The organism is Deferrisoma camini S3R1, assembly GCF_000526155.1.
Taxonomy (GTDB): domain Bacteria; phylum Desulfobacterota; class Deferrisomatia; order Deferrisomatales; family Deferrisomataceae; genus Deferrisoma; species Deferrisoma camini.
Genome location: NZ_JAFN01000001.1, coordinates 793,402 through 814,555 on the forward strand (window position 1 = coordinate 793,402; position 21,154 = coordinate 814,555).

Consider the following 21,154-nt stretch of genomic DNA (forward strand, 5'->3'; position numbering starts at 1 on the left):
CCTGACCCGACGCATTCGAAAAGGCCGCAGCGGGACCGGCTTCGGGCTCACGCGACGCCCCGACGCACCGGAATAGCCGTTCGTGGTTGATCGTCCGTCGCAGGTCGTGGGTCGGCCACCACGAACGACCTCCGACGAACGACCAACGGCAGTTGGGATGCCGTGTGGACGCTGGGAGGTGCGGACGTGCGAACGGTATTCCGTGTGGACGCTAGGACGTGCGGACGTGCGAACGGTATTCCGTGTGGACGTTTGGACGTGCGAACGTGCGAACGGAACGTCCCAACGTCCCAACGACTCACGACCAGCGATTCACCATTCACCATTCACGATTCACGGCCCCATCCGTCCCAACGTCCTAGCGTCCCAACGTCCTAGCGTCCTAACGTCCCCCGCCCCGTGGCGTCGTTGCGCCGTGGCGGGAGATCCGTGGGCCAAATCTCGAAGCCGGCGAGTTGGAAGTGGCGGTCGTAGGTGAACGCACGCCGAAGTCTGGCTTGATCCATGAGAACGAAGGAAATGCAGTCGGTGTAACTGACCGCCTGGTCGCCGAATTTCTCGAACAGGCTGACCGCTTTTTCTTCTTCCTCAGGGCCTGGGCGAAGAATGGTCAGTCGTGCAGACGACAGGATGGCTCGGGCCCGGTCGGCGGCGAACCGGTACGTGGTTCGGCGGGCCAGGAGGGTGAAGAGCTCGTCGAGGACGAAGTTGCTGGTGAATACAGGGCCGGAGGTGGTTTCCAGTTCTTTCCAGGCGAGGCGTGCCGAGGAATGGTATTGGTCTCGGGCCACGTAGCGGGCGAAGAAGGCGCCCGTGTCGACGTAGGTCATGCCCCTTCACCGTAGAGGTACCGGTCGTGTTCCGCGGCCATGTCGGCGGGGCCCGAGTCTTCATAGACGGCGTCGTCCGCGAAGAAGGGATCGAGCCCCCGAGGTTCCTCGAGAAAGCGGGCGAGGGAGCGGCGAATGAGTTCGCCGAGAGAAATCCCCTCGGCCTCGGCTCGTTGCCGAGCGCGGTGAATCAATGCGTCGTCGAGCATGATCGTGGTGCGATGCATGGTGCGCCTCCTGGATGCCACAACGATAGCGCCATAACTGAGCCACGACAAGGGCTGGAGCCGGGATGAGAAGGCCGTGCGTCCCAGGTCGCTCGTGGTTGGTCGTGGGAAAGGCCGTGACGGGTGGCGACGCCTCGCGTCGGCTGGGAGGCTGGAACGCTAGGAGGCTAGGAAGCGGAAAGGCAGGGCTGGCTGTTCGTCGTCGGTGGTTGAAGGTGTACAATGTACGCGACCGGCGATTTACGACCTGCGGCAGTTCAGATGACGTGCGGACGGTATTACGTGTGGACGCTAGGACGTGCGAACGAGCGGACGGTATTCCGTGTGGACGTTTGGACGTGCGGACGTGCGAACGGAACGTCCCAACGTCCCAACGACTCACGACCAGCGATTCACCATTCACCATTCACGATTCACGGCCCCATCCGTCCTAGCGTCCCAGCGTGCCAGCGGAGGGCGTCCTCAGCCCAAAACGATTCGCAGGGCCTCGCGGAACGCGTCGAGGTTTTCGACCCGCACGGCCTGTCGGAGGAGGATCTTGAGCTTTGCCGGGTCGTCGGCCAGGCGCACCCGGTCCACGATGTCCCCCGGCACGGGCTCGAACCGAGCTTCCAGGGCTTCCAGCACGCTTTCTCGGGCGGCTTCCAGCCGGCCCTCCTGAACTCCCTGCTGAAGGCCCTTCGTCCTCCCCTCTTCGATCCATTTCTCGGCCAGCGTCGGCATGATCTCTTCTCCTTCGGGCCCAAGAGCCGCTGTGAGGGCGTTTCGGATTTCCTCCGGACCCACCCGATCGGTGGCCGTGGCCACGTACCGGAGCATCACCTCCACCGCTTCGAGCCCGGTCTGGGACTGGCAGAGGTCTGCCAGGAGTCCCAGGGCCCGCGAGAGCGCCTCCCCCAGGTCGTCGTGGAAGATGTGCTTCATGACCAGCAGCGACGCCTGGAGGATCGCGGTCCCACGGATCTCCTCGTCCGCGTACCGGCCCAGGTCACAAAGCAGGTAACGAAGCTCCGGCTGATACGCGCGCAGGATTTCGGGGGCGTTCAGGAGCTCCGAGAGCCGCTCCGGTACCCGCCAGGGGGGTCGGCCGTGGTACAGGACCACCGGGATCACCGGCGGAAGGCCGGGCTGCCCGGTCTCCCGGAAGGTTTTCTCCCACAACCGGACGACGTAGCGCAGCACCTGGAGTGCCGTGAGCCGGTCCGGGTAGCTCTTGTGCTCGATGAGCACGTACACGAAGGCCTCGCCCCCATCCTTGAGGCCCACGGTGAACACGGCGTCGGCCTGGTGGCTGCGCAGATCGGGGTCGACGAACGTGCCGGGCACGGTGGTCACCGTGTCGAGGTCGAGGGCCGCCGTGACTTCCGACGGGAGGTAGTGGCGCACGAACTCCCGGGCCGCGTCCGGTCGTGCGAAGAGATCCCGGAAGAACCGATCGTGGGGGGACTGGAGGTCGGCCATGGGCGTAGTCTACCCTGACCCGACGCAATCGAAAAGGTCGCAGCGTGACCGACTTCGGGCTCACGCAACGCCCCGAAGCACCGGAATAGCCGTCCGTCGTAGGTCGTAGGTCGTGGGTCGGCTACCACGAACGACCGGGGGCAGTTGACACCACGAACGACCTCCGACGAACGACCAACGGCAGTTGGGATGCCGTGTGGACGCTGGGACGTGCGGACGTGCGAACGGAACGTCCCAACGTCCCAACGACTCACGACCAGCGATTCACCATTCACCATTCACGGCCCCATCCGTCCTAGCGTCCTAACGTCCCAACGTTCCCCGCCCCGTGGCGTCGTTGCGCCGTGGCGTGAGATCTGGGGTTTGGAAAGGGGGCGACATCGCCCGGCCAGCGTTTGTCGGGTGCCGGATCTTGTGCTATCAATGGTGATATCATTCCCCTTGGCTTCGCAGGATGGATCCCATGGCTCAGGTGATCGTGCGCAACCTCGACGATCGGGTGGTCCGTGCCCTCAAGGCGCGGGCCGCGCTTCACGGCAGGGCTCTGGAGCAGGAGCTCCGGGAGATCCTGACCCGGGCCAGCGAACTCAGCCCGGAGGAGCGGCTGGGGCTGGTGGACCGGATTCGGGCCATGGCGCCGCGTCCCTCCACGGACAGCGCGGATCTGATTCGCGAGGATCGGGATTCACGATGATCTGCGTGGTGGATGCGTCGGTCGCGGCCAAGTGGTTCTTTGACGAGCCGTTGACCCCCAACGCCAGGGCGGTGCTCGGCCGGCACGAGGGGCTCATCGCGCCGGATCTGGTGCTGCTGGAGGTCGCGAACGTCGCTTGGAAGCGGGTGGCTCGGGGTGAGGCTGCACCGGAGCACATGAAGGCGGTGGTGGATGCTTTGCCCCATCTGTTCTCCCTACTGGTCCCCGCCACCGAGGTTCTTGCCGAGGCCGCGGAGACGGCGATCCGCCTCGGCCATGCCGTGTACGACTGCGCGTATCTGGCCTTGGCTCGAAAGCGCAACGTGCCCCTCGTGACGGCAGACCACCGGCTGAAGGCGCGGGCCGGCGCAGGGGGCTGGGAGGGCGAGATCATCGCGCTGGAGGAGGTTCCGCCCCTGGATTGAAGGGGTGAGAACTGCCCGACATCTGCCACGGTTCACGACCAACGACCCACGGCAGTTGGGGTGCCGTGCGGACGCTGGGACGTGCGAACGAGCGGACGGAACGTCCCAACGACTCACGACCAGCGATTCACCATTCACCATTCACGATTCACGGCCCCATCCGTCCCAGCGTCCGCACGTCCCACCGTCCTAACGATTCACGGCAGTTTAGCGGTGACGTGTGACCGGGGCAGCGCGGTTGACGCCGTTCCTGCCGAGTACCAGAATGGATCGATCGCGAGCCCGTGATGTCGGGGGTGGGCAACGCCGGAGGATGTCGATGCCCCGGTCCGGACGAGAGGGAGAAGGCTCTTCGGTGCCCCGAGAGGATCCCCCGGGAACCCAAACCGCTTTTCGGGATTTCCTGTCTCCTGTCCGCTGAATTCCGGTTCCTGAAACCCATGCCCCGCCGCCGGCACCGGCCCCGGACCAACGCACGTTACCCCTCCCCGGCGCCCGGCCCCGCAAGGGGCCTGACGCTGCTTCCAAGTGACGTAAAGCCCCGCGTTTCCCGTGCCGATAGGTAGCCCCGTGCGGAGGGAGAGGGTAGACTTTTCCGCCTTTGGGATCTCAACCGCGGATTCGTCCCAGGGGCGGTCCCGCTGACATCGGAGAACCCATGGCCACCACGGAGGATCGAGCCACCTTTTCGCGGCTGGCGCTGCGGTTGGCCGAGGCCTCGACCCTGGAGGAGGGGGCCGAGGTTTTGGCCTGGGCCTGCGCCGAGCGGATCGAGTTCTACCGGCTGTCGATCGTGCTTCCCCTGACCGAGCCCGGAGAGTACTGGGTGGGCGCGTCCTGGGCCGAGCGGCCCGAGGAGGAGATGGCCGGGTACACCTTCCGCCTGAGCGGCCACCCCCTGGCTCCCGTGGTGGAGCAGGGGAGCAGCGTGGTGCGCCACGACCCGGAGAACGATGCCCCCGAGCTGCCGGTGTCGCGGCTGTTCCGGGGCGAGGGGAAGCGCTGGGAGCTGGCGGTTCCCCTGCACATCGGGGCCCGGCGGGGCATGCTGGTGTTGGCGAGCCGCGCGCCGTCCGGGCCGGGCCCGGACGCGGTGGCCTGGGCCGAGGAGGTGGCCTTGTGGGCCTCGGTGTGGAGCCGGGCTTGGTGCGGCCCGGACGCGCCCGAGGTGCTGCGTGAGCTGTACCAGTCGCTCCTGGAGGGGGCTTTGGACGGGATCGCCCTGCTGCGGGACGGGGAGGTGGTGTTCGCGAACCCCTCGTTCCGGGAGCTGTTCGGCCTCTCCGCGGCGGAGACGGCGGGGCTGGGGTTCGAGACCCTACTGATGCCCCGGTCCCGGGAGCGGTTCCGGGAGGCCCTGGCCTCCCTGGCCGAGCGGCCCCGGGTGCTGCCCCGGGTCGAGGTCGAGGGTCGGGGCCGGGGGGGACGGACCCTGGTGCTGGATCTGGGGATGCAGATGATCCTTCACCGGGGCGGCCCGGCCGTGCTGGTCCAGGTTCACAACGCCACCCCTCGGGCCCGGCGGGAACAGGAGACCCGGGAGCGGGTGGACCAGCTGCTGCGGGTGCTCGGCCACGACATGCGCACCCCCCTGACGGCGGTTCTCGGGTACGCGCAGCTGGTGTCGGAGCGGCTGGGCAAGGAGGATCCGAAGCGCCTGCGGGAGATGCTGGCGATCCTGCGGCGCTCGGCCGACGGGCTACGCAACCTGGTGGAGGGCATGCTGGAGTACAGCTCGCTGGGGCGGGAGAGCAGCCCCCTGGGGCCGGTGGCCCTGGAACCGCTGTTCCGGGCGGTGGAGGCCGAGATGGCGGACCCGATCGAGCGCTCCGGCGCCCGCATCCGGTACCACCAGGTGCCGCCCCGGGTCTGGGGGCGGCCGGCCGAGGTGAGCCGGGTGTTCCGGAACCTGATCGAGAACGCCATCCGCTACGCCCGGCCCGGCGTGGCCCCGAGGGTGGAGGTGCGGGGCGAGGGCGAGGAGAACGGGTTCCACGTGCTGTGCGTGGCCGACAACGGCCGCGGCGTGGCCCCGGCGGACCGGGAGCGGGTGTTCGACCTGTTCGTGAAGGGCCCGGGGGGCGGGTGCGGGGTGGGCCTGGCCGTGGTCCACAGGATCGTGACCGGGTACGGGGGCCGCATCTGGGTGGAGGACGGCCCGGAGGGGGGCAGCCGGTTCTACGTGACCCTCCCCCGGCTCCCGGAGGAGTAGCGGCCGCGCAGGAAGGCGGCGTCTCCCTTGGAGAGGGCCTCCCACCGCACCCCGATCCGGCCGTCGGGCCGCACGTACACCACCCGGCCCGCCAGCGTGCGCACCCCGCGTTCGAACACCACGGAGAATCGCCAGAGCCGGCCCGGTACCGGAAACGGGGGGCGTTCGAACCGGATCGCGGCGCCGGCCTCCGACAGATCGAGGGTCTTCCCCAGATTCTCCCCCCCCGGCCCGTGGCCGAGCACGGTCCGTACCTCCCTCCACCGGGGGGAGAGGCGGGCTTCGTCGATCCATTCGGGCAGGCGAGTCGACATGGGCACAACCTCCGGGATCGGCCCCGGTGCGTCCGGCTCGGTTCCACGGGGGGAAAGCCGGTTGTGGTGGCTCGGAGTGGCGGACAAAGGCAGGATATACGGTTTCTGCCGAGAGACAAGAGGATGGAGAAGACGTTTCGAGCCGGAACGACTCCCGTGGCCCCATGCCGCGGCCGCCGGGTGTGGGCGGTCGCGGTGGCGGCGTGGCTCGCATGGACCGCGGGGGCCGGGGCGGAGCCGTTTCGGGTGGTGGAGCCGCCCCCCCCGACGGCCCGGCCCGTGGCCACGGTCGCGGGGCAGGCCCTGCAGGGGGGTGAGCCGCCGGCCGAGCTCCTGGAACGGGCCGCTGCGGCGCTGGCCTCGGGTGGGGGGCTGCTGTTCGTGGGCCGAACCGACCCGGTCGGCCCGCGGCCGGTGAACCAGGAGCTCGGCCGGATGTGGGCCGAGGCCCTGGCCCTGGGGACGGCCCGGGCGCTGGGGGTCGAGCCGCGCCGCTTCGCGGTGGCGTCGGCAGGGGAGGGGACGGCCTCGGAGGTGCGGGTGTACCCGTGGAGCCCTCCTGGCGAGGCCCGGGCCCGGCCCGGCCCGGTCACGGTGCTCGAGCCGGGGCCGGGCGTCGCCCCGGCGGGCCGGGTGTGGGCCCTGGGGCGGCCCGCGGGGGCGGTCTGGGCCGAGGCCGACGGGCAGCTGTGGCGGTACCGGCCGGCCGAGCCCCTATGGACCCTGCCGGTGCCGGTGGGGGGGGCCGGCCTGGCCGCGGCCGCTGCGGGCGGGGTGTGGACCCGGCGGGTGGGACCGGCCGGACCCCGGTGGGACGCCCTGAGGGCCCGGGTGGAGGCGCAGGAGGACTGGTGGGCCACGCTTCGGGTCGAGGTGCCCGAGGGGGCCCGCGATCCGGTGGTGTGGGCCGGGGGCATCCCGTACCCGGTGGCCCCGGGCGCCGGGGACGTGCCGGTGCTGCTGTTCCCCTCCGCCCGGCAGGCTCGGCTGGAGGCCACCGATGCCGAGGGCCGCCGCCGTGGGGGGCCCGGGGTGGCGCTGCCGGCCGGCCAGGGCGAGCCGCCCCGCTGGGCCCTGGTGCTCTCGTGGGAGGGGGCCTCGGTCGATCTGGACCTGTGGGTGACCGACGGCCGGCGGCGCACGGGGCCGGCGAGGCCGGACCCCCTGTTCGACCCCGGGGCCGTGGACGGGGTTCGGCTGCTGTTCGACGGGGGGGTGGGGGGCTCGGCCGCCGCGGTGGCCGGATGGCGGGATCCGTCCGGCCTGCGCGCGTGGGTCACCTGCTTCAGCGACCTGGGTGGCGGGGGCGCCCGGGCGCGGGCGTACCTCGTGGAGAACCCGGGGGACCCCCTGGAGGGAACGATCCGGTTCCTGGGCGTGCGCAAGCTCTCGCTCCGGCCGGTGCAGGCGGCCTGGCGGGTGTGGGAGCGTGGCCGGTAGGCCGCGAGGCGGGCGGTTTCCAGTGGGCAGAGGGCCCCGGACCGACGACCGATGACTGACGACCGAACTGACCGGGAGGCTCCGTGAGACGGTTTTGGGCTGTGGCGGTTGCTGCGGTGCTGCTCCTGGGGGCCGGCGCGGCGCGGGCGGCCGACCCCGTGGACGACTACGACGCCCGGCTGGAGGAGATCGCCCGGGAGGTGGAGGCGATCCGCAAGGACCTGGAGGCCGTGGCCCGGGAGGTGGTCTGGGCCGGCATGGCCCAGGTGTTCGTGTTCGTGGAGAAGCCGGACCCGGCGTGGAGGGACCAGCCCGTGGAGGTGCGGGTGGACGGCACCCGGGTGGCGGTGCGACGGCTCCTGCCCGAGGAGTGGGAGCTGCTGGAGAAGGGGCTCGCGGTCGAGGTGGCCCGGGTGTGGGTGGCCGCCGGGGAGCACGAGGTGTGGATCGGGGCGGCGGGCGGGGAGCCCGGCGATGCGGCCCGCCTGGAGGCGCCGGCAGCCCGGCCCTCGGCCTGGGTGGCCGCGGCAGGGGAAGGGGAAGTGGAGTGGCGGGTCGAGTGACCCTGGCGGCCGCCGTGCTCCTGGCGTGTGCCGGGGCCGCGCGGGCCGGGGTGTGGGGGGAGGCCGGCGTGGTCCGGGCCCTGACCGGCGACGGGGCCGAGGCCGTGGACCTGCTGGCACGGTCCCCCCGGCCGACCCGGGCCGAGCGGTACTTCCGGGCCCTGGCCCTGGACCGGGCCGGGTTCCGGCCCGCCGCGTTCGGGCTGTGGGCCGAGCTGTCCGTGTCGGACGGCGCGTTCTCCGGCCCGGCCCTGGAGGAGCTGGTGAAGCGGGAGTTCGGCCGGGCCCGGTACGACCGGGTGATCGCAAGCTACGAGGCGGCCCGCCCCGGCCGCCTCACCGACCCGGCCGGCCTGTGGTACCGGGTGGGCCAGAGCTACCGGATGCTGGGCCGGCAGCAGGAGGCGGCCGAGGCCCTGGCCCGGGTGGACGGGGGGACGTTCCTCCCCTACGCGCTTCACACCCTGGCCCAGATCCGGTTCGAGCAGGACCGCCACGCCGAGGCGCTCGAGCTGTTGGCCAAGGCCATCGAGGCGGCCCCCCCACCCCTGGCCGACCGGATCCGGCTGACCCGGGGCCGGGTGCTCTACCAGGTGGCCACCGGGCTGTCGGACCTGACCCCCCAGGCCCGCAGACGGGCCTTGGCCACGGCTCGGGCCCAGTTCGACCGGATCGGCCCCGACAGCCCCTGGTACCCGGAAGCCTTGGAGGGGATGGGGTGGTGCGGCCTGGAGCTGGGGGCCGCGGCCGAGGCCCTGGCCGCGTTCGGCCTGGCGGCCGAGCGGGATCCCGGGAGGGAGCCGTTGTACCTCTGGGCCGAGGGGCGGGCCTACGAGGCGGCGGGGGTGCCGGCCGAGGCGGCCCGGTGGTACGGCAGGGCCAGGGATCGGGCCCGGGCCGCGGCGGCCGCGCTCGAGGCCCGGGCCGACCGGCCCGAGGTGGCGGCCGTGTGGCGCCGGGAGCTCGACCGGATCCGTCCGGTGGCGAGGCGCCTCGACACCCTCGCCGCACGCCTCGAAGCGGTGTCGGCGGCCCTGGGGGTGCGAGAGGGGTTCCTGGCCCGGCGGGCCGGCCGGGTGGACCGGGCGGAGGCGGGGCTGGCGGCCCTGGGGGCGGAGCTGGGGCGGATGTCCGAGGGGGTGGGTGCGTACCTGGACACGGTGCCCCTGGACGTGCTGGTCCCCCGGCAGACCCGGCCCAGGGTGTCGGCCCTGTCGGCCCGGCACCGGGGGCTCGACCGGGAGGCGGACCGGCTCTACGGCGCGGTCGAGGCCCTGGAGGCCGCCTCGCCTGGGGCGGCCCAGGGCCTGCGGGACCGGCTGCTGGCGGTGCGGCAGCGCCTGGCGCGGGCCCGGGCCGCGTTCCTGGAGGGGCTTCGCCAGCGGGTGTCGGCCCGGCAGAGGGAGCTGGCGGCCCGGATCGCCCAGGAACGGGAGGGGCTCGCCACGGTGGCGTCGTCGGTGGAGGGGGTGCGGGAAGCGCTCGACGAGGCCGCGGCCCGGGTGGGCCGGGCCCGGCAGGCCTTGCAGGGGCTGAGGGAGCGGATCGAGGCGGTCCGGGGGAAGATCGAGGCCCTGCGCGCCGAGGCCGAGGCCCAGGGGCGCAGGGCGACGCGGGAGCGCCTGGTGGCCGAGGCCTCGCGTTGGCGCAGACGCGCGGACCTCTACGCTCTGGACGAGACCCAGGCCCTACACCTGCTCCGGGAGGGCCGGCCGTGAGGCGGTGGGCGCTCCTGTGGGGGGCCGCGCTCCTCGTCTCGGGCTGTGCCGGTGCCCCTCCGGCTCCGCGGCAGCGGCCGGCTCCCCCCGGCCGGCAGGAGGCCGCACCCCGTGCCCGCACCCTGTCGGAGGCCACCCGCCAGGCCCGGGCCCGGCTCGAGGCCCTGCGCAGGGGCGGGGCCGCGCCCCCCGAGCCGGGCGACGACCTGGTCGCCCGGTACGAGGACCTGCTGCGCCGGCCCGGCACGCCCGAGGACCGCAAGCCGGAGATCCTGCTGCGGCTGGCGGAGCTCGCGTTCGAGCGGGAGACCGAGGCCCTGCGCCGGGCCTACGAGGGCGAGGCCGACATCCCCCCCCGCGACCGGTACGTGGACACCGTGGGGTACTACGAGCGCCTGGTGCGGAGGTACCCCGACAGCCCCCAAGCCCTGACCGCCTTCTACAACCTGGGGTACGTGTACGGCGAACGGGGCGAGGTCCGTCGGGCCGCCGAGGCCTACCGCGAGGTCCTGCGCCGGGACCCGGACACGCCGTACCGGGACGAGATCCACATGCGGCTGGGCGAGGTGGCCTTCGACGACGGCCGCCTCGAGGAGGCCGCGGCCCACTACCGGGCCGTGGTCGAGGAGGGCAAGGAGGCCTACCGGGCCGCGGCCCTGTACAAGCTGGGCTGGTGCTTCTTCAACCTGGAGCGGTACCCCGAGGCGGTGGAGGCGTTCCACCGGGTGCTGGCCGACGCAGATCCCAGCCGGGAGGACCTCAGGCGGGAGACCCTGGAGGTGCTCAGCAAGACCTTGCTCGAGTGGGGGGGGCTTCCCGCCCTCGAGCGGTACCTGGCCGACCACCCGGAGGTGGCCGACCGGGGCCCGGACCTGTACCGCAAGCTCGGAGACCTGTTCCTGGACGCCAGCCGCTACGACGAGGCCGTGGCCACCTACGCGGCCGGGGTGGAGGCGTACCCGACCTCGGCCCTGTGCCTGGAGATGGAGCGGGGCATCCTGGCCGCTTACCGGATCCGGCGGGACGTGGAGGCCGCGATGACGCGCCGGGAGAGCTGGGTGCGGCGCTACGGGCCGGGGTCGGCCTGGGACCGGGCCCACGCCGGCACGGACCTGGCCGCCGAGCGCGACGCCATGGTGGAGGAGGGGCTTCGGCTGGCCGCCCTGTACCGCCACGGCCGGGCCCAGCGGGGGCAGGGCGAGCTGGGCCGGGCCCTGGCCCTGTACCGGGCGTACCTGGACTGGTTCGGGGACGGCTCCGAGGCCGGCTACGAGATGGCCTACCGGTACGCCGACGCCCTCCGGGAGGCCCAGCGGTTCCGGGAGGCGGCCGACGCCTACCGGCGGGTGGCGGAGCGGGAGGACCGGCGGAACCGCCGGGAGGACGCGGCCCTGCGGCGGATCGAGGTGCTGGGCCGGCTGGTCGAGGAGGATCCCTCCGTGCTGGACGAGTGGATCGAGAGCCACGCGGACTTCGTGCGGTGGAACCCGACCTCGCCCCGGGTCCCGGAGGTGCTCCTGGCCCAGGGGGACCGGCTGCTGGCCGCGGGCCGCCTGGAGGCGGCCGCGGCGGTGTACGAGCGGCTCCGGGCCGGCCACCCCGCCTCCGCCCAGGCCGCCCGCTCCTGGGGCCGGACCGCCACGTGCCTGTTCCGGCTCGAGCGCTACGCCGAGGCCGAGGCGGCCGCCCGCAAGGCCCTGGAGGCGGCGGCCGATCAGGACGAGCGCAGCCGGGCCCGGGAGTTGGTGGTGTTCAGCGTGTTCAAGCAGGGGGAGGCGGCCGAGGCCGCGGGCCGGATCGACGAGGCGAACCGGCACTTCCTGCGGCTGGTGGAGGAGTTCCCGGCGGCCCAGGCCTCGCGCATCGCGCTGTACCGGGCCGCCGAGAACCTCCGGAACGCCGGCCGGCAGGGGGAGGCGGCCGAGCTGTACGAGCGCCTGGCCCGGACCTACCCGGGCTCGGACCACGCCCGCGCCGCCCTGCTGCTGGCCAGCCGCATCCACGAAGGCCAGGGGGACTGGGTCCGGGTGGCCCAGGACCGCGAGGCCCTGTTCCGGGGCTCGTCGGACCCGGCCGAGGCCGCGGACGCCCTGTTCGGGGCGGCCCGGGCCTGGGCCAAGGCCGAGAGGTGGGACCGGGCGGCCGACCGGTACGCCGAGTTCGCACGCCGGTTCCCGGATGACCCCCGGGTGGCCGAGGCGTGGGTGGGCCGGGCCGAGGCCCTGGAGGCCGGCGGCGGCGACCCCGAAGCGGCCTATCGGGCCGCCTGGGCGACCCCGGCCGAGGGCCCCGGCGCCTACCACCGGGCCCGGGCCGCCCTGGCCCTGGCCCGCCGTCGGCTGGAACGGTTTCGGGCCGTGGAGCTGCGGGGCGATCTGGAGGCCCGGCTGGCCGAGAAGGAGGCCCTGCTGGAGGAGGCCCTGGCCTGGCTCACCCGGGCGGCAGGGGTGCCGTTCGCCGACGTGGTGACCGAGGCCCTGTACCGGGCCGGGGAGGCGTTCGAGCACATGAAGCAGGCCTTGCTGGAGTCGGAGCGGCCCGAGGGGCTGAGCCCGGAGGAGCTGGAGGAGTACGACTTCCTCCTGGAGGAGCGGGCGTTTCCCCTGGAGGAGCGCGCGGTGGGGTTTTACCAGAAGGGCGTGGCCGTCGCCCGACGGGCCGGGACGGTCACGCCGTGGGTGGAGCGGATGTTCACCCGGCTGGAGGCGCTGGTGCCCTGGGCGTACCGGAGGCCCGAGCAGGCCGTAACCGCGGTGGACCCGCCGGCCCCGCCCCCGGCGCCGGAGGCGGAGCGATGAGGCCCTCCCGGCTCGTGCCCTGGATCGTGGCGGGCCTGCTGGCCGCCTGCGCCGGCCCGCGGCCCGCGCCGACCCCCGCGCCGACGGAACAAGCCCCGGCCCTGGGGGAGGCCGCGGCCCGGCTGGGCCCCGCCCAGTGGGCGGCCCGGGCCCGGGCCGCGCTCGAGCGGGGCGAGTACGGGAGGGCCATCGAGGCCGCCCAAAGGGCCCGGACCCTGGACCCGGACCTGGCCGAGGCCTGGCGGCTGGAGGCCCGGGCCCGGGAGGCCACCGGCGACCTGGCCGGAGCCCGGGAGGCCTGGGCCGGGGTGGTGGACCGGCTCCCCGGGGATGCCGGGGCCGTGGAGGCCTACGCCCGGCTCTCGGCCCGGCTGGGTCGCGAGGCGGAGAGCTGGCAGGGCCTGGCCGACCGGGGGGCCGTGGCCGCGGGGTGGGCCGGGTGGCTGGCCCTGCGGGCGGGGCGGGTGGACGAGGCGTCCCGGCTGCTGGAGACGGCGGTGGGGGCCGAGGAAGGGGATCGGTGGTGGGTGCCCTTGGGCCGGGCCCGGCTCCTGCGGGGGGACCTGGCCGGGGCGGCCGAGGCCGCGCAGGCGGCCGTGGAACGGTGGCCCCGGGATCCGGAGGCGTGGGGCCTGCGGGGGGACGTGGCCAGGGAGCAGGGGCTCGGCGCCGAGGCCCGCTCGGCGTACGAGGAGGCGCTTCGCCTGGATCCGGGGCGGTACGCGGCCCGGGTGAACCTGGCCGTGGTGCTCCTGGGCCAGGGGGAGGCGGCCGAGGCCGAGGCCGTGCTCCGGGAGGCGATCGAGAAGGAGCCCGAACGGCCCGAGGCCTGGAACGACCTGGGCCTGGCCCTTCGGTCCCAGGGCAGGTATGCGGAGGCGGCCGAGGCGTACCGAAAGGCCCTGGAGGTCCGGCCCGGCTACCTGCCGGCCCTCAAGAACCTGGGCATCTGCTACGAGAAGTACCTGGGGCGGCTGGCCGACGCGATCCAGGTGTACGACCGGTACCTGGAGCTGTCCCCGGACGACCGGGACGTGGCCCGGTGGCGCAAGGCGGCAAAACGAAGGGCAGGGGAGAGATGAAGGGTTCGGGGACGCCCGGTGCGAATCGGGGGGGAACGTGTGGATGTGCTGGGGCCGCGCCGCGGCGGGCCGGTCGGCGTGGGTCGCAGGTCGCTGGTAGCAGGTGGTGGGAAAGGCCGTCCATTGCAGGCCGGAGCGCGCTGGTCGTTGGGTCTTCCGAACGAACGACCAACGACAAACGACCTGCGGCAGTTGCTACCACGAACTACCTGCGATCTACGACCTACGGCCGTTCAACCATTCACGATTCACGATTCACGATTCACGTAAGTTGGCCCATTCCCGATTCCCGATTTACGATTCACGACCTCCGGCCATTCCTCGCGCTTCTCGTCGCCCTGGCGCTCTTGGGTGTTGGAGGGGCCGTGCCGGCGGCGGAACGGCCGAAGCCGCCGGCCGAGATCCGGATGAAAGAGGTCGAGATCCGGGGCGAGGTGGAGCGGCCCGGGGTGTTCTACGTGATCCCCCGACGGCCCACCCCCCTGGACCTGGGCCCCCGCACCCGGGACTTCCGGCCCGAGATCCTGGAGCCCTTGCTCCCGCAGGGGGAGGCTGGGAGGCGAGGCGGCTAGGCGGCTGGGCGGCTCGTCCCAACGATTCACGATTTACGATTCACGATTCACGGCAGTTTACGATTCACGGCAGTTCACACGACCGATCATCCGGAGGTACGCGCATGTGGGAAGGTTTGGCCAGGGCGTTTCAGGAGGGAGGGGTGTTCATGTACGCCATCACCGGCGCCCTGGGGTTCGGGGTGGCGGTGATCCTGGAGCGCCTGTACTGGCTTCTGGTGCGGTTCAATGTGGACGGCCGGAAGTTCTACGGCGAGCTGAGACGCCTGATCGAGGCCGGAGATCTGGAGGCGGCCCGCGACCTGTGCGGGGACGCGCCCCTGCCCCGGATCCTGCGGGCCGGCATCGAGGCCGCCCTCGGCGCCGGGGGAACGGAGCGGGCGGTGCAGAACGCCGTGGACGAGGAGGCCCTGGCCGTGATCCCCAAGATCGAGAAGCGGATCCACTACCTGTCGATGATCGCGAACGTGGCAACCCTTCTGGGGCTCCTGGGCACGATCCTGGGCCTGATGCAGGCGTTCCAGGCCGTGGCCGGGGCCGACCCCTCCCAGAAGGCGGCCATGCTGGCCCGGGGCATCTCCATGGCGATGAACACCACGGCCTACGGCCTGCTGGTGGCGATCCCGTGCATGGTGTTCTACGCGTTCCTCCAGTCGAAGGCGGCGAAGATCGTGGACGAGATCGACGAGTACTCGGTGAAGCTGATCAACCTGCTGACCACCTCCCGGAGGGAGGGGTAGCGGATGCCCGGCCTGCGGCCCAGCAAGCGGCGCCACCGGGTGCACGCGGACGTGGAGCTCAAGCTGATCCCGGTGATGAGCCTGCTCGTGGTGCTCGTGCCCATGCTGCTCCAGACCGCGGTGTTCCAGAAGGTGGCCGCCATCTCCATGAGCCTGCCCAGCGCCGACGAGGTCCGGTACCTGGAGGAGCCGACCCCCGAGGAGCTGGCCCGGTCGGTCACGGTGGCCATGACCGACGAGGGGTTCGTGGTGGCGTCGGGGGACGAGACGCTGGAGCGGGTGCCCCTGACGGCCGAGGGGGGGTACGACTTCGAGGCCCTGGCCGCGGCCCTGGCCCGGGTGAAGAGGTCGTTCCCCGGCCAGGAGGCCCTGGTGCTGCTGGTGGAGGACGCGGTGCGCTACGAGGACGTCGTGCACGCCATGGACCGGGCCCGGCCCCACTTCCCCGACGTGTCCCTGGCCGACCGGGTCCAGGCCCCGGTCGAGGAGTGAGCCGTGCCGTTCTCGCCCACCAAGCGCAAGAAGCACTTCCGGCGCAGGCCCCGGGAGATGACCCTGCAGATCACGTCGATGATCGACGTGTTCACGATCCTGTTGGTGTTCCTCCTGAAGAGCTACTCCACCGAGGGCCACCTGATCAACATCGCCGAAGCGATCCGGCTGCCCACCTCCACGGCCACCCTCGAGGTGGCCCGGGCCGTGAGCGTGGGGTTCAACGACCGGGCCCTGTACCTGGACGGCGAGCTGCTGGTGGAGGACGTGACGCCCTATCTGGCCTCGGACGACATGGCGATCCCCCCGCTGCTGCGGGCCCTGGAGGAGCGGGCCGCGAGGGTCAAGGAGGTCGCGGCGAAGAACCCGTCGGTGGTGTTCACCGGTGAGATCGTGCTCCAGGGCGACCGGGAGATCCCGTTCCGGCTGCTCAAGAAGGTCATCTACACCGCGGGCCAGGCCGGGTACGTGAACCAGTCGCTGGCCGTGTTTCAGGAGGAGTAGATGGGGCTGGCCAAGCCGAAGCCGGGTGCCCCCGCCGCCCGTCGGGTGCTGTGGGTGCGGTTCTGGCGGGGCGACCGCCGGGTGGGGCAGGTGGTCGCCCCCACCGGCCGGGTCCGGTGGGGGCCCAGCGTGGGGATCGAGTTCGCATACCCCGTGCCGGGGGTGGACCGTTGGGAAGACCTGTTCCTGCCGGGCCCGCGGCTGGTGGTACGGCCCGGCATGACCGGCGAGATCCGTACGGGCCGGTCGGTGCTGGCCGTGGAGGACCTGGAGGCCCTGGGGCTCCTGCAGGGGGGGCGCCGCCGCCGGTGGTTCGGCCTGACCCCGGCCATGGAGGGCACGGTGGAGGCCCGGGGCCTCCGCATCGAGTTCTCGTTCGGGCCTCCGCCCCTGCTGGAGCCGGTGGTCCGGTTGGGCGGGGTGCCCCGCCGGTTCCGCCGCGGGCTGCTGAGCCGGGAGGAGTGGCCGTTCGCCCTGTTCTCGTGGGCCCTGTACGGCGTGCTGGCCCTCCTGTGCCTGCGCCTGGGCACGGTGCCCGTGCCCCCCGCCCCCAAGCCCGAGGCGGTGAGCCGGCGGTTCGCGAAGCTGATCTACGAGGCCCCCCAGGAACGCACCCGGATCCAGCAGGAGCTCCTGGCCCAACGCCGGGCCGAGGAGGCCCGGAGGGCGCCCGCGACCGAGGCGAAGAAGGAGCCCGCCGAACCCGCGCCCCAGCCCAAGCCGGAGCCGGAACGCGAGCCGAAACCGCAACCCGAGCCCGAGCCCCGGGCGCAAGCCCCGGCCGAGGAGGCGCCCCAGCAGACTCCGCCGGCCCCCGCGGCCGGGCCCCCGGCCGGGGAGAAGCCGGCCGGCCCGGCGGAGCGGCCCGCCGGACCCAGCCGCGAGCAGATCCGCAAGAGGGTGGCCAACAAGGGCCTCCTGGGGCTTCTGAGTGGCCGGGGCCGGGCCTCGGTGTCCCGCCGCCGGGCCTCGGTGCTCCAGGGCGGCGGAGCGGCCGCGGACCTGGACCGGGTGCTGGAGAAGGTCCAGGGGCTCGAGGCCACCCCGCCCGCGGGGGGCGGCGGGGGCGGGGGCTCGGGCGGGCCCGCGGTGGCCACCGGGGTGGACGAGGCCGCGAGCCGGGTGGCGGCGGCCCCGGAACCGGTGGAGCTGGAGGGCCCGGCCGAGGAGGCCGTGGAGGCGCCCCAGGAGGAGGGGTGGGACGAGGTCACGATGCGCGAGGTGCTGGCCGAGCTCCACCGGGCCGTGGGCGCCTACCTGGGTGGGCTGCGGTACCTGTACAACCGGGCCCTGCGCCGCAACCCCGACCTGGAGGGCAAGTTCACGGTGCGCATGACCGTGGGGCCGGACGGCAGGATCCAGGCCCTGGAGGTGGTGGAATCCACCCTGGGGGATCCCGAGCTGGAGAAGGCCCTGCTCGCCCGGATCCGCCGTTGGACCCTTCCGGCCGTGGCGGACCGTCCGGTCACGGTCACCTATCCGTTCGTGTTCTTCCCGAGCATGTGACCATGGGGAGCCGAGCCTGCGCCGTGGCCGTCGCGGCCGTCCTGACGCTCGCCGGGCCGGGGACCCGAGCCCAGGTCCAGGGGGCTGCTGCCGCGGCCGCCCGGGTCGAGGCCGTGGCCCAAGACCCGGCGGCGCTGGCCGACCTGATGGGGGACGGCACCCTCGCGCCCGCGGCGCGGGCCCGGGCGCTGCTGGCCCTGGGCCGGCTGTGGTCGGGGCCGCTGGAGTCCGAGGCCCGGCTCCTGCTGGCCCGGAGCCTGGAGGATCCGTCGCCCCGGGTGCGCCGGGCGGCCGTGCGGGTGGTGGGGGAGCTGGGGGAACGGCCCCTGGAGCGGACCGTTCTGAAACGCGCGGCCGAGGACCCCGACCCCGGGGTCCGGCGCGAGGCCCTGGCCGCGGTGGAACGCTGGACCCGCCCCACCCACCTGTACTACCTGGAGGCCGCGCTCGGCTTCGGGGACCCGGGCGTACGCGCCCAGGCCCTGCGGAACCTGGGCCGTTTGGGGGTCAGGGACCTGCGGCCCGAGCTGGTGGCCGCGGTGCGGACCGCCCTGCGCCGGGGCTCCCCGGCGGAGCGGGCGGCCGCCCTGGGGGCGCTGAGGGCCTGGGACCGGCTGGGGGACGAGGATCTGGCCGACCTGCTGCAGGACCCCGGCGCCCCGGAGTTCCTGGTGCTGCAGGCCCTGGAGGCGGCGCGGGGCCGGGAGGGGGTGGCGGATGCCGTGGCCGACCTGCTGGCCCGGTCCAAGGGGCTTCGCACGGCCTGGGCCGCGTTCACCTGGCTGCGGCAGGAGGCGCCGGGCCACGACCGGGTGGCCCCGGCCGTGGCCCGGATCGTGGACGGCGAGACCCGCCGGAACCGGGCCCTGCTCGAGATGGCCGCCTACCTCAAGGGCGAGGGGTACCGCGTGGAACAGACCCCCTCGGGCTGGCGGGTGCTGGGGAAGGGGCCGTGAGGGCCCCTAGCCCACGAACTGCTTGGCCTTGGCGGCCTCGGCCCGGACCACGTAGGCCACGTCCCAGTTCTCGGCGTCGTCCTCGCCGAGGATCCGGGCCAGCATGGAGGCGAGCTGCTCCTTCTGCTCGGGCTCCAGGTAGCCGAACCGGGCCATCTTCCCCAGGCTCCGCACCGCCTTGCTGCGCACCCCGGCGTACCGGTCCGACAGCCGGGCCATGAGCCGGTCGAACATCTCCTTGCGCAGCGTCTGGTCCACCCGGTCGGGCTTCACGTACTCGCAGATCTTGCCCACCGCCCGAGACGCGGTGTCGCGAACCTCGGGGTTGGGGTCCTCCATGGCCTCGAACAGCACGGGCAGGGCCCGCACCACCTCGGGGTCCCGGATCTTGCCGAAGGCGTACAGCAGGAACACCCGGTCGTCGTCCCGCTCGGCCGTGCGGTAGGCCTGGAGCAGCGGGTCCACGGCCGCGTACCCCATGCGGCCCAGCACGGCCGCCAGGTGGAAGTGGGTCTTCAGGTCGGACTCGGCCAGCATCTCCAGGAGCACCGGGATGATCCGGGTGCGTTGCTCGGCCAGCACCTCCTCGGCCTGCTCCAGCACGGGGATCAGTTCGGGATGATCCATGGGGTCGATGTAGAACAGGGCCGACACCGCCTGGACCGCCTCCTCGAACGAGGGGCCCTCCAGCTGGGGAAAGAGCTCCGACAGACCCTCCAGCCCCTTCTGGATCTGCAGTTTGTCCTCGCTGCGCAGTTCGTCGAGCAGTCGGTCGAGCATGGTGCCTTCCTTTCTGTGGTGGGGACCCGAGGCCTGAGTTCGTCCGCTTGTGAAAAGCCAGTGTACCCGTTTGCCGGGGCGATGCAAGCCGTTCAAGTGCGGGGGGCCGGCTGCCGAAACAGACCCCCAGGTCCCACACGCCCCGGGGAGGGGGTGCGATGAGCCAACGAGTTCCGTTCCGCCGCCGTACGTTCCTGGTCAGGCAGGGGTTCCAGCTCCGGTGGAGCCTGGCACCCGTGGCCGCGCTGCTGCTGTTCCTGGCCGTGGCCGGCGTCCACGTGTACCGCGAGGCGGCCGAGGCCCTTCGGTTCGAGTCCTACCGTCCCCACAGCCGGGTGGTGAGCACCTGGGAGCTGGTGGGGCCGGCCACCCTGGACGCGGCGGCCGTGGGCGGGGCCGGGGCCCTGGTGTTCCTGGGGCTCTGGGGCGTGCTGTGGTTCCGCCGCCTGCGCCGGGACCTGTCGGCCGTGGCGGCGTGGCTGGAGGAGCGGGCCGGGCGGCCGGGGACGCCGCCGCCCCGTCTGGGGGACCGGGAGATCCGACTGCTGGCCGAGGGGTTCGAGCGGGGCGCCCAGACCCTGGAGGCGTGGGAGCGGGAGATGGGGGCCGCGTGGGGGGCGCTGGCGGCCGAGCTGGACGCGGCCGAGCCCGACCCCGAGGCGGTGCGCTCCGCCCTGGGCCGGCTCCACCGGCGCCTGGGCCGGGTGCGGGTGGACGAGGGGGTGCGATGAGGCGGCGCCGGGGGGGCTGGATCCTGGCGCTCCTTGCGGTGGCGGCCTGGGGGCTGGGCGCACCGGCCCGGACCCCGCCGCCCGGGAACCCCCACGCCTACATGGACACGGAGTCGGCCTGCGGGGGGTGCCACCGCATGGAGCGGGACGGGGAGGACTGGCTGCTCGATCCCCACATCTTCGTGCGGCCGGTGGACCAGATCTGCAAGGGGTGCCACCCCGACGGGGAGATCGGCCGGTCCCACCCCGTGGGCGTGGACCCGTACCGGGAGCTGGGGCTGCGGGACCTGCCCGAGGAGCTCCCGCTCCAGCTCACCGAGGGGGAGCGCGACGAGCTCATGACCTGCGGCACCTGCCACAACCCCCACGCCCCCCGGCTGTCGCCCCGGAAGCTGTACGCCCGACAGCGGCCCGTGGAGGGGACGGCGAACCGGTACCTCACCTACTTCCTGCGGATCCGGCCGGAGGACCCCCGGGACGGGTTCGCCCCGTTGTGCAAGTCGTGCCACCCCAAGATGTGACGTCCAACACCGGAGAGAGCGCCATGGCGTCCCACCCCCCAACGGTCGAGCGGTCCCACTCGGTCGGGTTCGTGATCCAGGCGGCCCTGGTGTCCCTGGCGGCCTCGGCCCTGGGGCTGTGGGTGCTGCGGTGGGTGCTGGACCGGCCCCTGGGCCCGGAGTACGGAGAGGCCCACCACACCCTGCGATCCCTGCTGCCCATGATCGGGCCGGCCGTGGTGTTCTGCGCCGTGTCGGTGCTGCTGGTCGGGGCGGTGGGCCTGCTGATCCTGGGCGTCCTGGCCTCGCACAAGGTGGCCGGCCCCCTGTTCCGGCTGCAGCGGGTCGCCGGGTTCGTCGAGCGGGGCATCCTGCCCGGCCGGATCCACCTGCGGGCCACCGACCAGGGGGTGGCCCTGGCCACGGCCCTGAACGGGTTCGTGGACCGGTGGAAGGGGGTGCTGGCCGGCCACGAGGAGCGGGTCGCCTCGGCCGACCAGGCCTTCCGGGAGTGGGTGGCGGCCCGGGGCACCCGGGCCGAGCCCGAGGCGCTGGCCCGGTTCCGGGCCCTGGTCCGCCGGGATCCGGCCGGCCCGCCTTGACGCGCCG

The 21,154-nt window shown here is 73.3% G+C and carries 22 protein-coding genes; 17 read left to right on the forward strand and 5 right to left on the reverse strand.

What is annotated here, in order from left to right:
* Nucleotides 1-374: 374 nt before the first annotated feature.
* From DEFCA_RS0103360 to DEFCA_RS0103370, 3 genes are all read right to left on the reverse strand, one after another.
* Complete coding sequence (locus DEFCA_RS0103360; RefSeq protein ID WP_025321627.1) at nucleotides 375-830, reverse strand: type II toxin-antitoxin system VapC family toxin; 456 nt, start codon at nucleotides 828-830, stop codon at nucleotides 375-377.
* Nucleotides 827-1,057 (reverse strand): ribbon-helix-helix domain-containing protein, encoded by a 231-nt coding sequence (locus DEFCA_RS0103365; protein WP_025321628.1) that lies wholly within the window; start codon nucleotides 1,055-1,057, stop codon nucleotides 827-829. The genes DEFCA_RS0103360 and DEFCA_RS0103365 overlap by 4 nt, the downstream gene beginning before the upstream one ends.
* Before the next feature lie 462 nt (nucleotides 1,058-1,519).
* Entirely contained in the window at nucleotides 1,520-2,518 is a 999-nt protein-coding gene (locus tag DEFCA_RS0103370; protein WP_025321629.1) for an Rpn family recombination-promoting nuclease/putative transposase, read from the reverse strand.
* 463 nt (nucleotides 2,519-2,981) lie between these two features.
* Here DEFCA_RS0103370 and DEFCA_RS21955 point away from each other — a divergent pair, with 463 nt between their 5' ends.
* The 3 genes from DEFCA_RS21955 (at nucleotide 2,982) to DEFCA_RS0103385 (ending at nucleotide 5,849) form a co-directional block, all read left to right on the forward strand.
* Nucleotides 2,982-3,212 carry a FitA-like ribbon-helix-helix domain-containing protein gene (locus DEFCA_RS21955; protein WP_025321630.1) on the forward strand — a complete coding sequence of 77 codons (231 nt, stop codon included), beginning with the start codon at nucleotides 2,982-2,984 and terminating at the stop codon, nucleotides 3,210-3,212.
* On the forward strand, nucleotides 3,209-3,637 hold the full coding sequence (locus DEFCA_RS21960; RefSeq protein WP_025321631.1) for a type II toxin-antitoxin system VapC family toxin: 429 nt from the start codon (nucleotides 3,209-3,211) through the stop codon (nucleotides 3,635-3,637). The genes DEFCA_RS21955 and DEFCA_RS21960 overlap by 4 nt, the downstream gene beginning before the upstream one ends.
* Before the next feature lie 658 nt (nucleotides 3,638-4,295).
* The gene (locus DEFCA_RS0103385; RefSeq protein WP_025321632.1) at nucleotides 4,296-5,849 is read left to right on the forward strand and encodes a sensor histidine kinase; all 1,554 of its coding nucleotides are present in this window, start codon (nucleotides 4,296-4,298) and stop codon (nucleotides 5,847-5,849) included.
* On the opposite strand, the gene DEFCA_RS0103390 is transcribed toward DEFCA_RS0103385, so the two are convergent.
* Entirely contained in the window at nucleotides 5,816-6,163 is a 348-nt protein-coding gene (locus DEFCA_RS0103390) for a PilZ domain-containing protein (RefSeq protein WP_025321633.1), read from the reverse strand. The genes DEFCA_RS0103385 and DEFCA_RS0103390 overlap by 34 nt on opposite strands.
* A gap of 156 nt (nucleotides 6,164-6,319) precedes the next feature.
* Here DEFCA_RS0103390 and DEFCA_RS23985 point away from each other — a divergent pair, with 156 nt between their 5' ends.
* The 11 genes from DEFCA_RS23985 (at nucleotide 6,320) to DEFCA_RS19055 (ending at nucleotide 18,534) form a co-directional block, all read left to right on the forward strand.
* Nucleotides 6,320-7,603 carry a hypothetical protein gene (locus DEFCA_RS23985; protein ID WP_025321634.1) on the forward strand — a complete coding sequence of 428 codons (1,284 nt, stop codon included), beginning with the start codon at nucleotides 6,320-6,322 and terminating at the stop codon, nucleotides 7,601-7,603.
* 83 nt (nucleotides 7,604-7,686) lie between these two features.
* A complete protein-coding gene (locus tag DEFCA_RS0103400) occupies nucleotides 7,687-8,166 on the forward strand; it encodes a hypothetical protein (protein WP_169709427.1) in 480 nt (159 codons plus the stop codon).
* Nucleotides 8,151-9,884, forward strand: coding sequence for a tetratricopeptide repeat protein (locus DEFCA_RS23990; protein WP_169709428.1), 1,734 nt, complete (start codon nucleotides 8,151-8,153; stop codon nucleotides 9,882-9,884). The genes DEFCA_RS0103400 and DEFCA_RS23990 overlap by 16 nt, the downstream gene beginning before the upstream one ends.
* Nucleotides 9,881-12,682 carry a tetratricopeptide repeat protein gene (locus DEFCA_RS23995; protein ID WP_025321637.1) on the forward strand — a complete coding sequence of 934 codons (2,802 nt, stop codon included), beginning with the start codon at nucleotides 9,881-9,883 and terminating at the stop codon, nucleotides 12,680-12,682. Before DEFCA_RS23990 ends, DEFCA_RS23995 begins: the two co-directional genes overlap by 4 nt.
* A complete protein-coding gene (locus DEFCA_RS20225) occupies nucleotides 12,679-13,764 on the forward strand; it encodes a tetratricopeptide repeat protein (protein ID WP_025321638.1) in 1,086 nt (361 codons plus the stop codon). The genes DEFCA_RS23995 and DEFCA_RS20225 overlap by 4 nt, the downstream gene beginning before the upstream one ends.
* A 365-nt stretch (nucleotides 13,765-14,129) precedes the next feature.
* Nucleotides 14,130-14,336 carry a hypothetical protein gene (locus DEFCA_RS0103420; protein ID WP_025321639.1) on the forward strand — a complete coding sequence of 69 codons (207 nt, stop codon included), beginning with the start codon at nucleotides 14,130-14,132 and terminating at the stop codon, nucleotides 14,334-14,336.
* A gap of 104 nt (nucleotides 14,337-14,440) precedes the next feature.
* The gene (locus DEFCA_RS0103425; protein WP_025321640.1) at nucleotides 14,441-15,076 is read left to right on the forward strand and encodes a MotA/TolQ/ExbB proton channel family protein; all 636 of its coding nucleotides are present in this window, start codon (nucleotides 14,441-14,443) and stop codon (nucleotides 15,074-15,076) included.
* 3 nt (nucleotides 15,077-15,079) lie between these two features.
* Nucleotides 15,080-15,568: an ExbD/TolR family protein gene (locus DEFCA_RS0103430; RefSeq protein ID WP_025321641.1), complete on the forward strand. Its 489-nt coding sequence runs from the start codon at nucleotides 15,080-15,082 to the stop codon at nucleotides 15,566-15,568.
* Nucleotides 15,569-15,571: 3 nt separating this feature from the next.
* The gene (locus DEFCA_RS0103435) at nucleotides 15,572-16,072 is read left to right on the forward strand and encodes an ExbD/TolR family protein (protein WP_025321642.1); all 501 of its coding nucleotides are present in this window, start codon (nucleotides 15,572-15,574) and stop codon (nucleotides 16,070-16,072) included.
* Nucleotides 16,073-17,578, forward strand: a complete 1,506-nt coding sequence (locus tag DEFCA_RS0103440) for an AgmX/PglI C-terminal domain-containing protein (protein ID WP_025321643.1) — start codon at nucleotides 16,073-16,075, stop codon at nucleotides 17,576-17,578.
* A gap of 2 nt (nucleotides 17,579-17,580) precedes the next feature.
* Complete coding sequence (locus DEFCA_RS19055; RefSeq protein WP_035802871.1) at nucleotides 17,581-18,534, forward strand: HEAT repeat domain-containing protein; 954 nt, start codon at nucleotides 17,581-17,583, stop codon at nucleotides 18,532-18,534.
* A gap of 6 nt (nucleotides 18,535-18,540) precedes the next feature.
* Here the strand turns inward: DEFCA_RS19055 and DEFCA_RS19060 are convergent, their stop codons facing one another.
* Entirely contained in the window at nucleotides 18,541-19,314 is a 774-nt protein-coding gene (locus DEFCA_RS19060; protein WP_025321645.1) for a HEAT repeat domain-containing protein, read from the reverse strand.
* 158 nt (nucleotides 19,315-19,472) lie between these two features.
* On the opposite strand from DEFCA_RS19060, the gene DEFCA_RS0103455 reads away from it, so the two are divergent.
* Genes DEFCA_RS0103455 through DEFCA_RS0103465 form a run of 3 tightly spaced genes read left to right on the forward strand, consistent with a single transcriptional unit; the run spans nucleotide 19,473 to nucleotide 21,147 of the window.
* Complete coding sequence (locus DEFCA_RS0103455; RefSeq protein WP_025321646.1) at nucleotides 19,473-20,045, forward strand: hypothetical protein; 573 nt, start codon at nucleotides 19,473-19,475, stop codon at nucleotides 20,043-20,045.
* On the forward strand, nucleotides 20,042-20,566 hold the full coding sequence (locus DEFCA_RS0103460; protein ID WP_025321647.1) for a hypothetical protein: 525 nt from the start codon (nucleotides 20,042-20,044) through the stop codon (nucleotides 20,564-20,566). The genes DEFCA_RS0103455 and DEFCA_RS0103460 overlap by 4 nt, the downstream gene beginning before the upstream one ends.
* Before the next feature lie 23 nt (nucleotides 20,567-20,589).
* The gene (locus tag DEFCA_RS0103465; RefSeq protein ID WP_025321648.1) at nucleotides 20,590-21,147 is read left to right on the forward strand and encodes a hypothetical protein; all 558 of its coding nucleotides are present in this window, start codon (nucleotides 20,590-20,592) and stop codon (nucleotides 21,145-21,147) included.
* Nucleotides 21,148-21,154 lie beyond the last annotated feature (7 nt).

Bases quoted from the DNA above. Each gene is read 5' to 3' on its own strand.
- DEFCA_RS19060 (WP_025321645.1), bottom strand. From the start codon at position 19,314: ATGCTCGACCGACTGCTCGACGAACTGCGCAGCGAGGACAAACTGCAG.
- DEFCA_RS0103385 (WP_025321632.1), top strand. From the start codon at position 4,296: ATGGCCACCACGGAGGATCGAGCCACCTTTTCGCGGCTGGCGCTGCGG.
- DEFCA_RS20225 (WP_025321638.1), top strand. From the start codon at position 12,679: ATGAGGCCCTCCCGGCTCGTGCCCTGGATCGTGGCGGGCCTGCTGGCC.
- DEFCA_RS0103425 (WP_025321640.1), top strand. From the start codon at position 14,441: ATGTGGGAAGGTTTGGCCAGGGCGTTTCAGGAGGGAGGGGTGTTCATG.
- DEFCA_RS21960 (WP_025321631.1), top strand. From the start codon at position 3,209: ATGATCTGCGTGGTGGATGCGTCGGTCGCGGCCAAGTGGTTCTTTGAC.
- DEFCA_RS0103465 (WP_025321648.1), top strand. From the start codon at position 20,590: ATGGCGTCCCACCCCCCAACGGTCGAGCGGTCCCACTCGGTCGGGTTC.
- DEFCA_RS0103440 (WP_025321643.1), top strand. From the start codon at position 16,073: ATGGGGCTGGCCAAGCCGAAGCCGGGTGCCCCCGCCGCCCGTCGGGTG.
- DEFCA_RS21955 (WP_025321630.1), top strand. From the start codon at position 2,982: ATGGCTCAGGTGATCGTGCGCAACCTCGACGATCGGGTGGTCCGTGCC.
- DEFCA_RS0103365 (WP_025321628.1), bottom strand. From the start codon at position 1,057: ATGCATCGCACCACGATCATGCTCGACGACGCATTGATTCACCGCGCT.
- DEFCA_RS0103370 (WP_025321629.1), bottom strand. From the start codon at position 2,518: ATGGCCGACCTCCAGTCCCCCCACGATCGGTTCTTCCGGGATCTCTTC.
- DEFCA_RS0103430 (WP_025321641.1), top strand. From the start codon at position 15,080: ATGCCCGGCCTGCGGCCCAGCAAGCGGCGCCACCGGGTGCACGCGGAC.
- DEFCA_RS0103455 (WP_025321646.1), top strand. From the start codon at position 19,473: ATGAGCCAACGAGTTCCGTTCCGCCGCCGTACGTTCCTGGTCAGGCAG.
- DEFCA_RS0103460 (WP_025321647.1), top strand. From the start codon at position 20,042: ATGAGGCGGCGCCGGGGGGGCTGGATCCTGGCGCTCCTTGCGGTGGCG.
- DEFCA_RS19055 (WP_035802871.1), top strand. From the start codon at position 17,581: ATGGGGAGCCGAGCCTGCGCCGTGGCCGTCGCGGCCGTCCTGACGCTC.
- DEFCA_RS0103390 (WP_025321633.1), bottom strand. From the start codon at position 6,163: ATGTCGACTCGCCTGCCCGAATGGATCGACGAAGCCCGCCTCTCCCCC.
- DEFCA_RS0103360 (WP_025321627.1), bottom strand. From the start codon at position 830: ATGACCTACGTCGACACGGGCGCCTTCTTCGCCCGCTACGTGGCCCGA.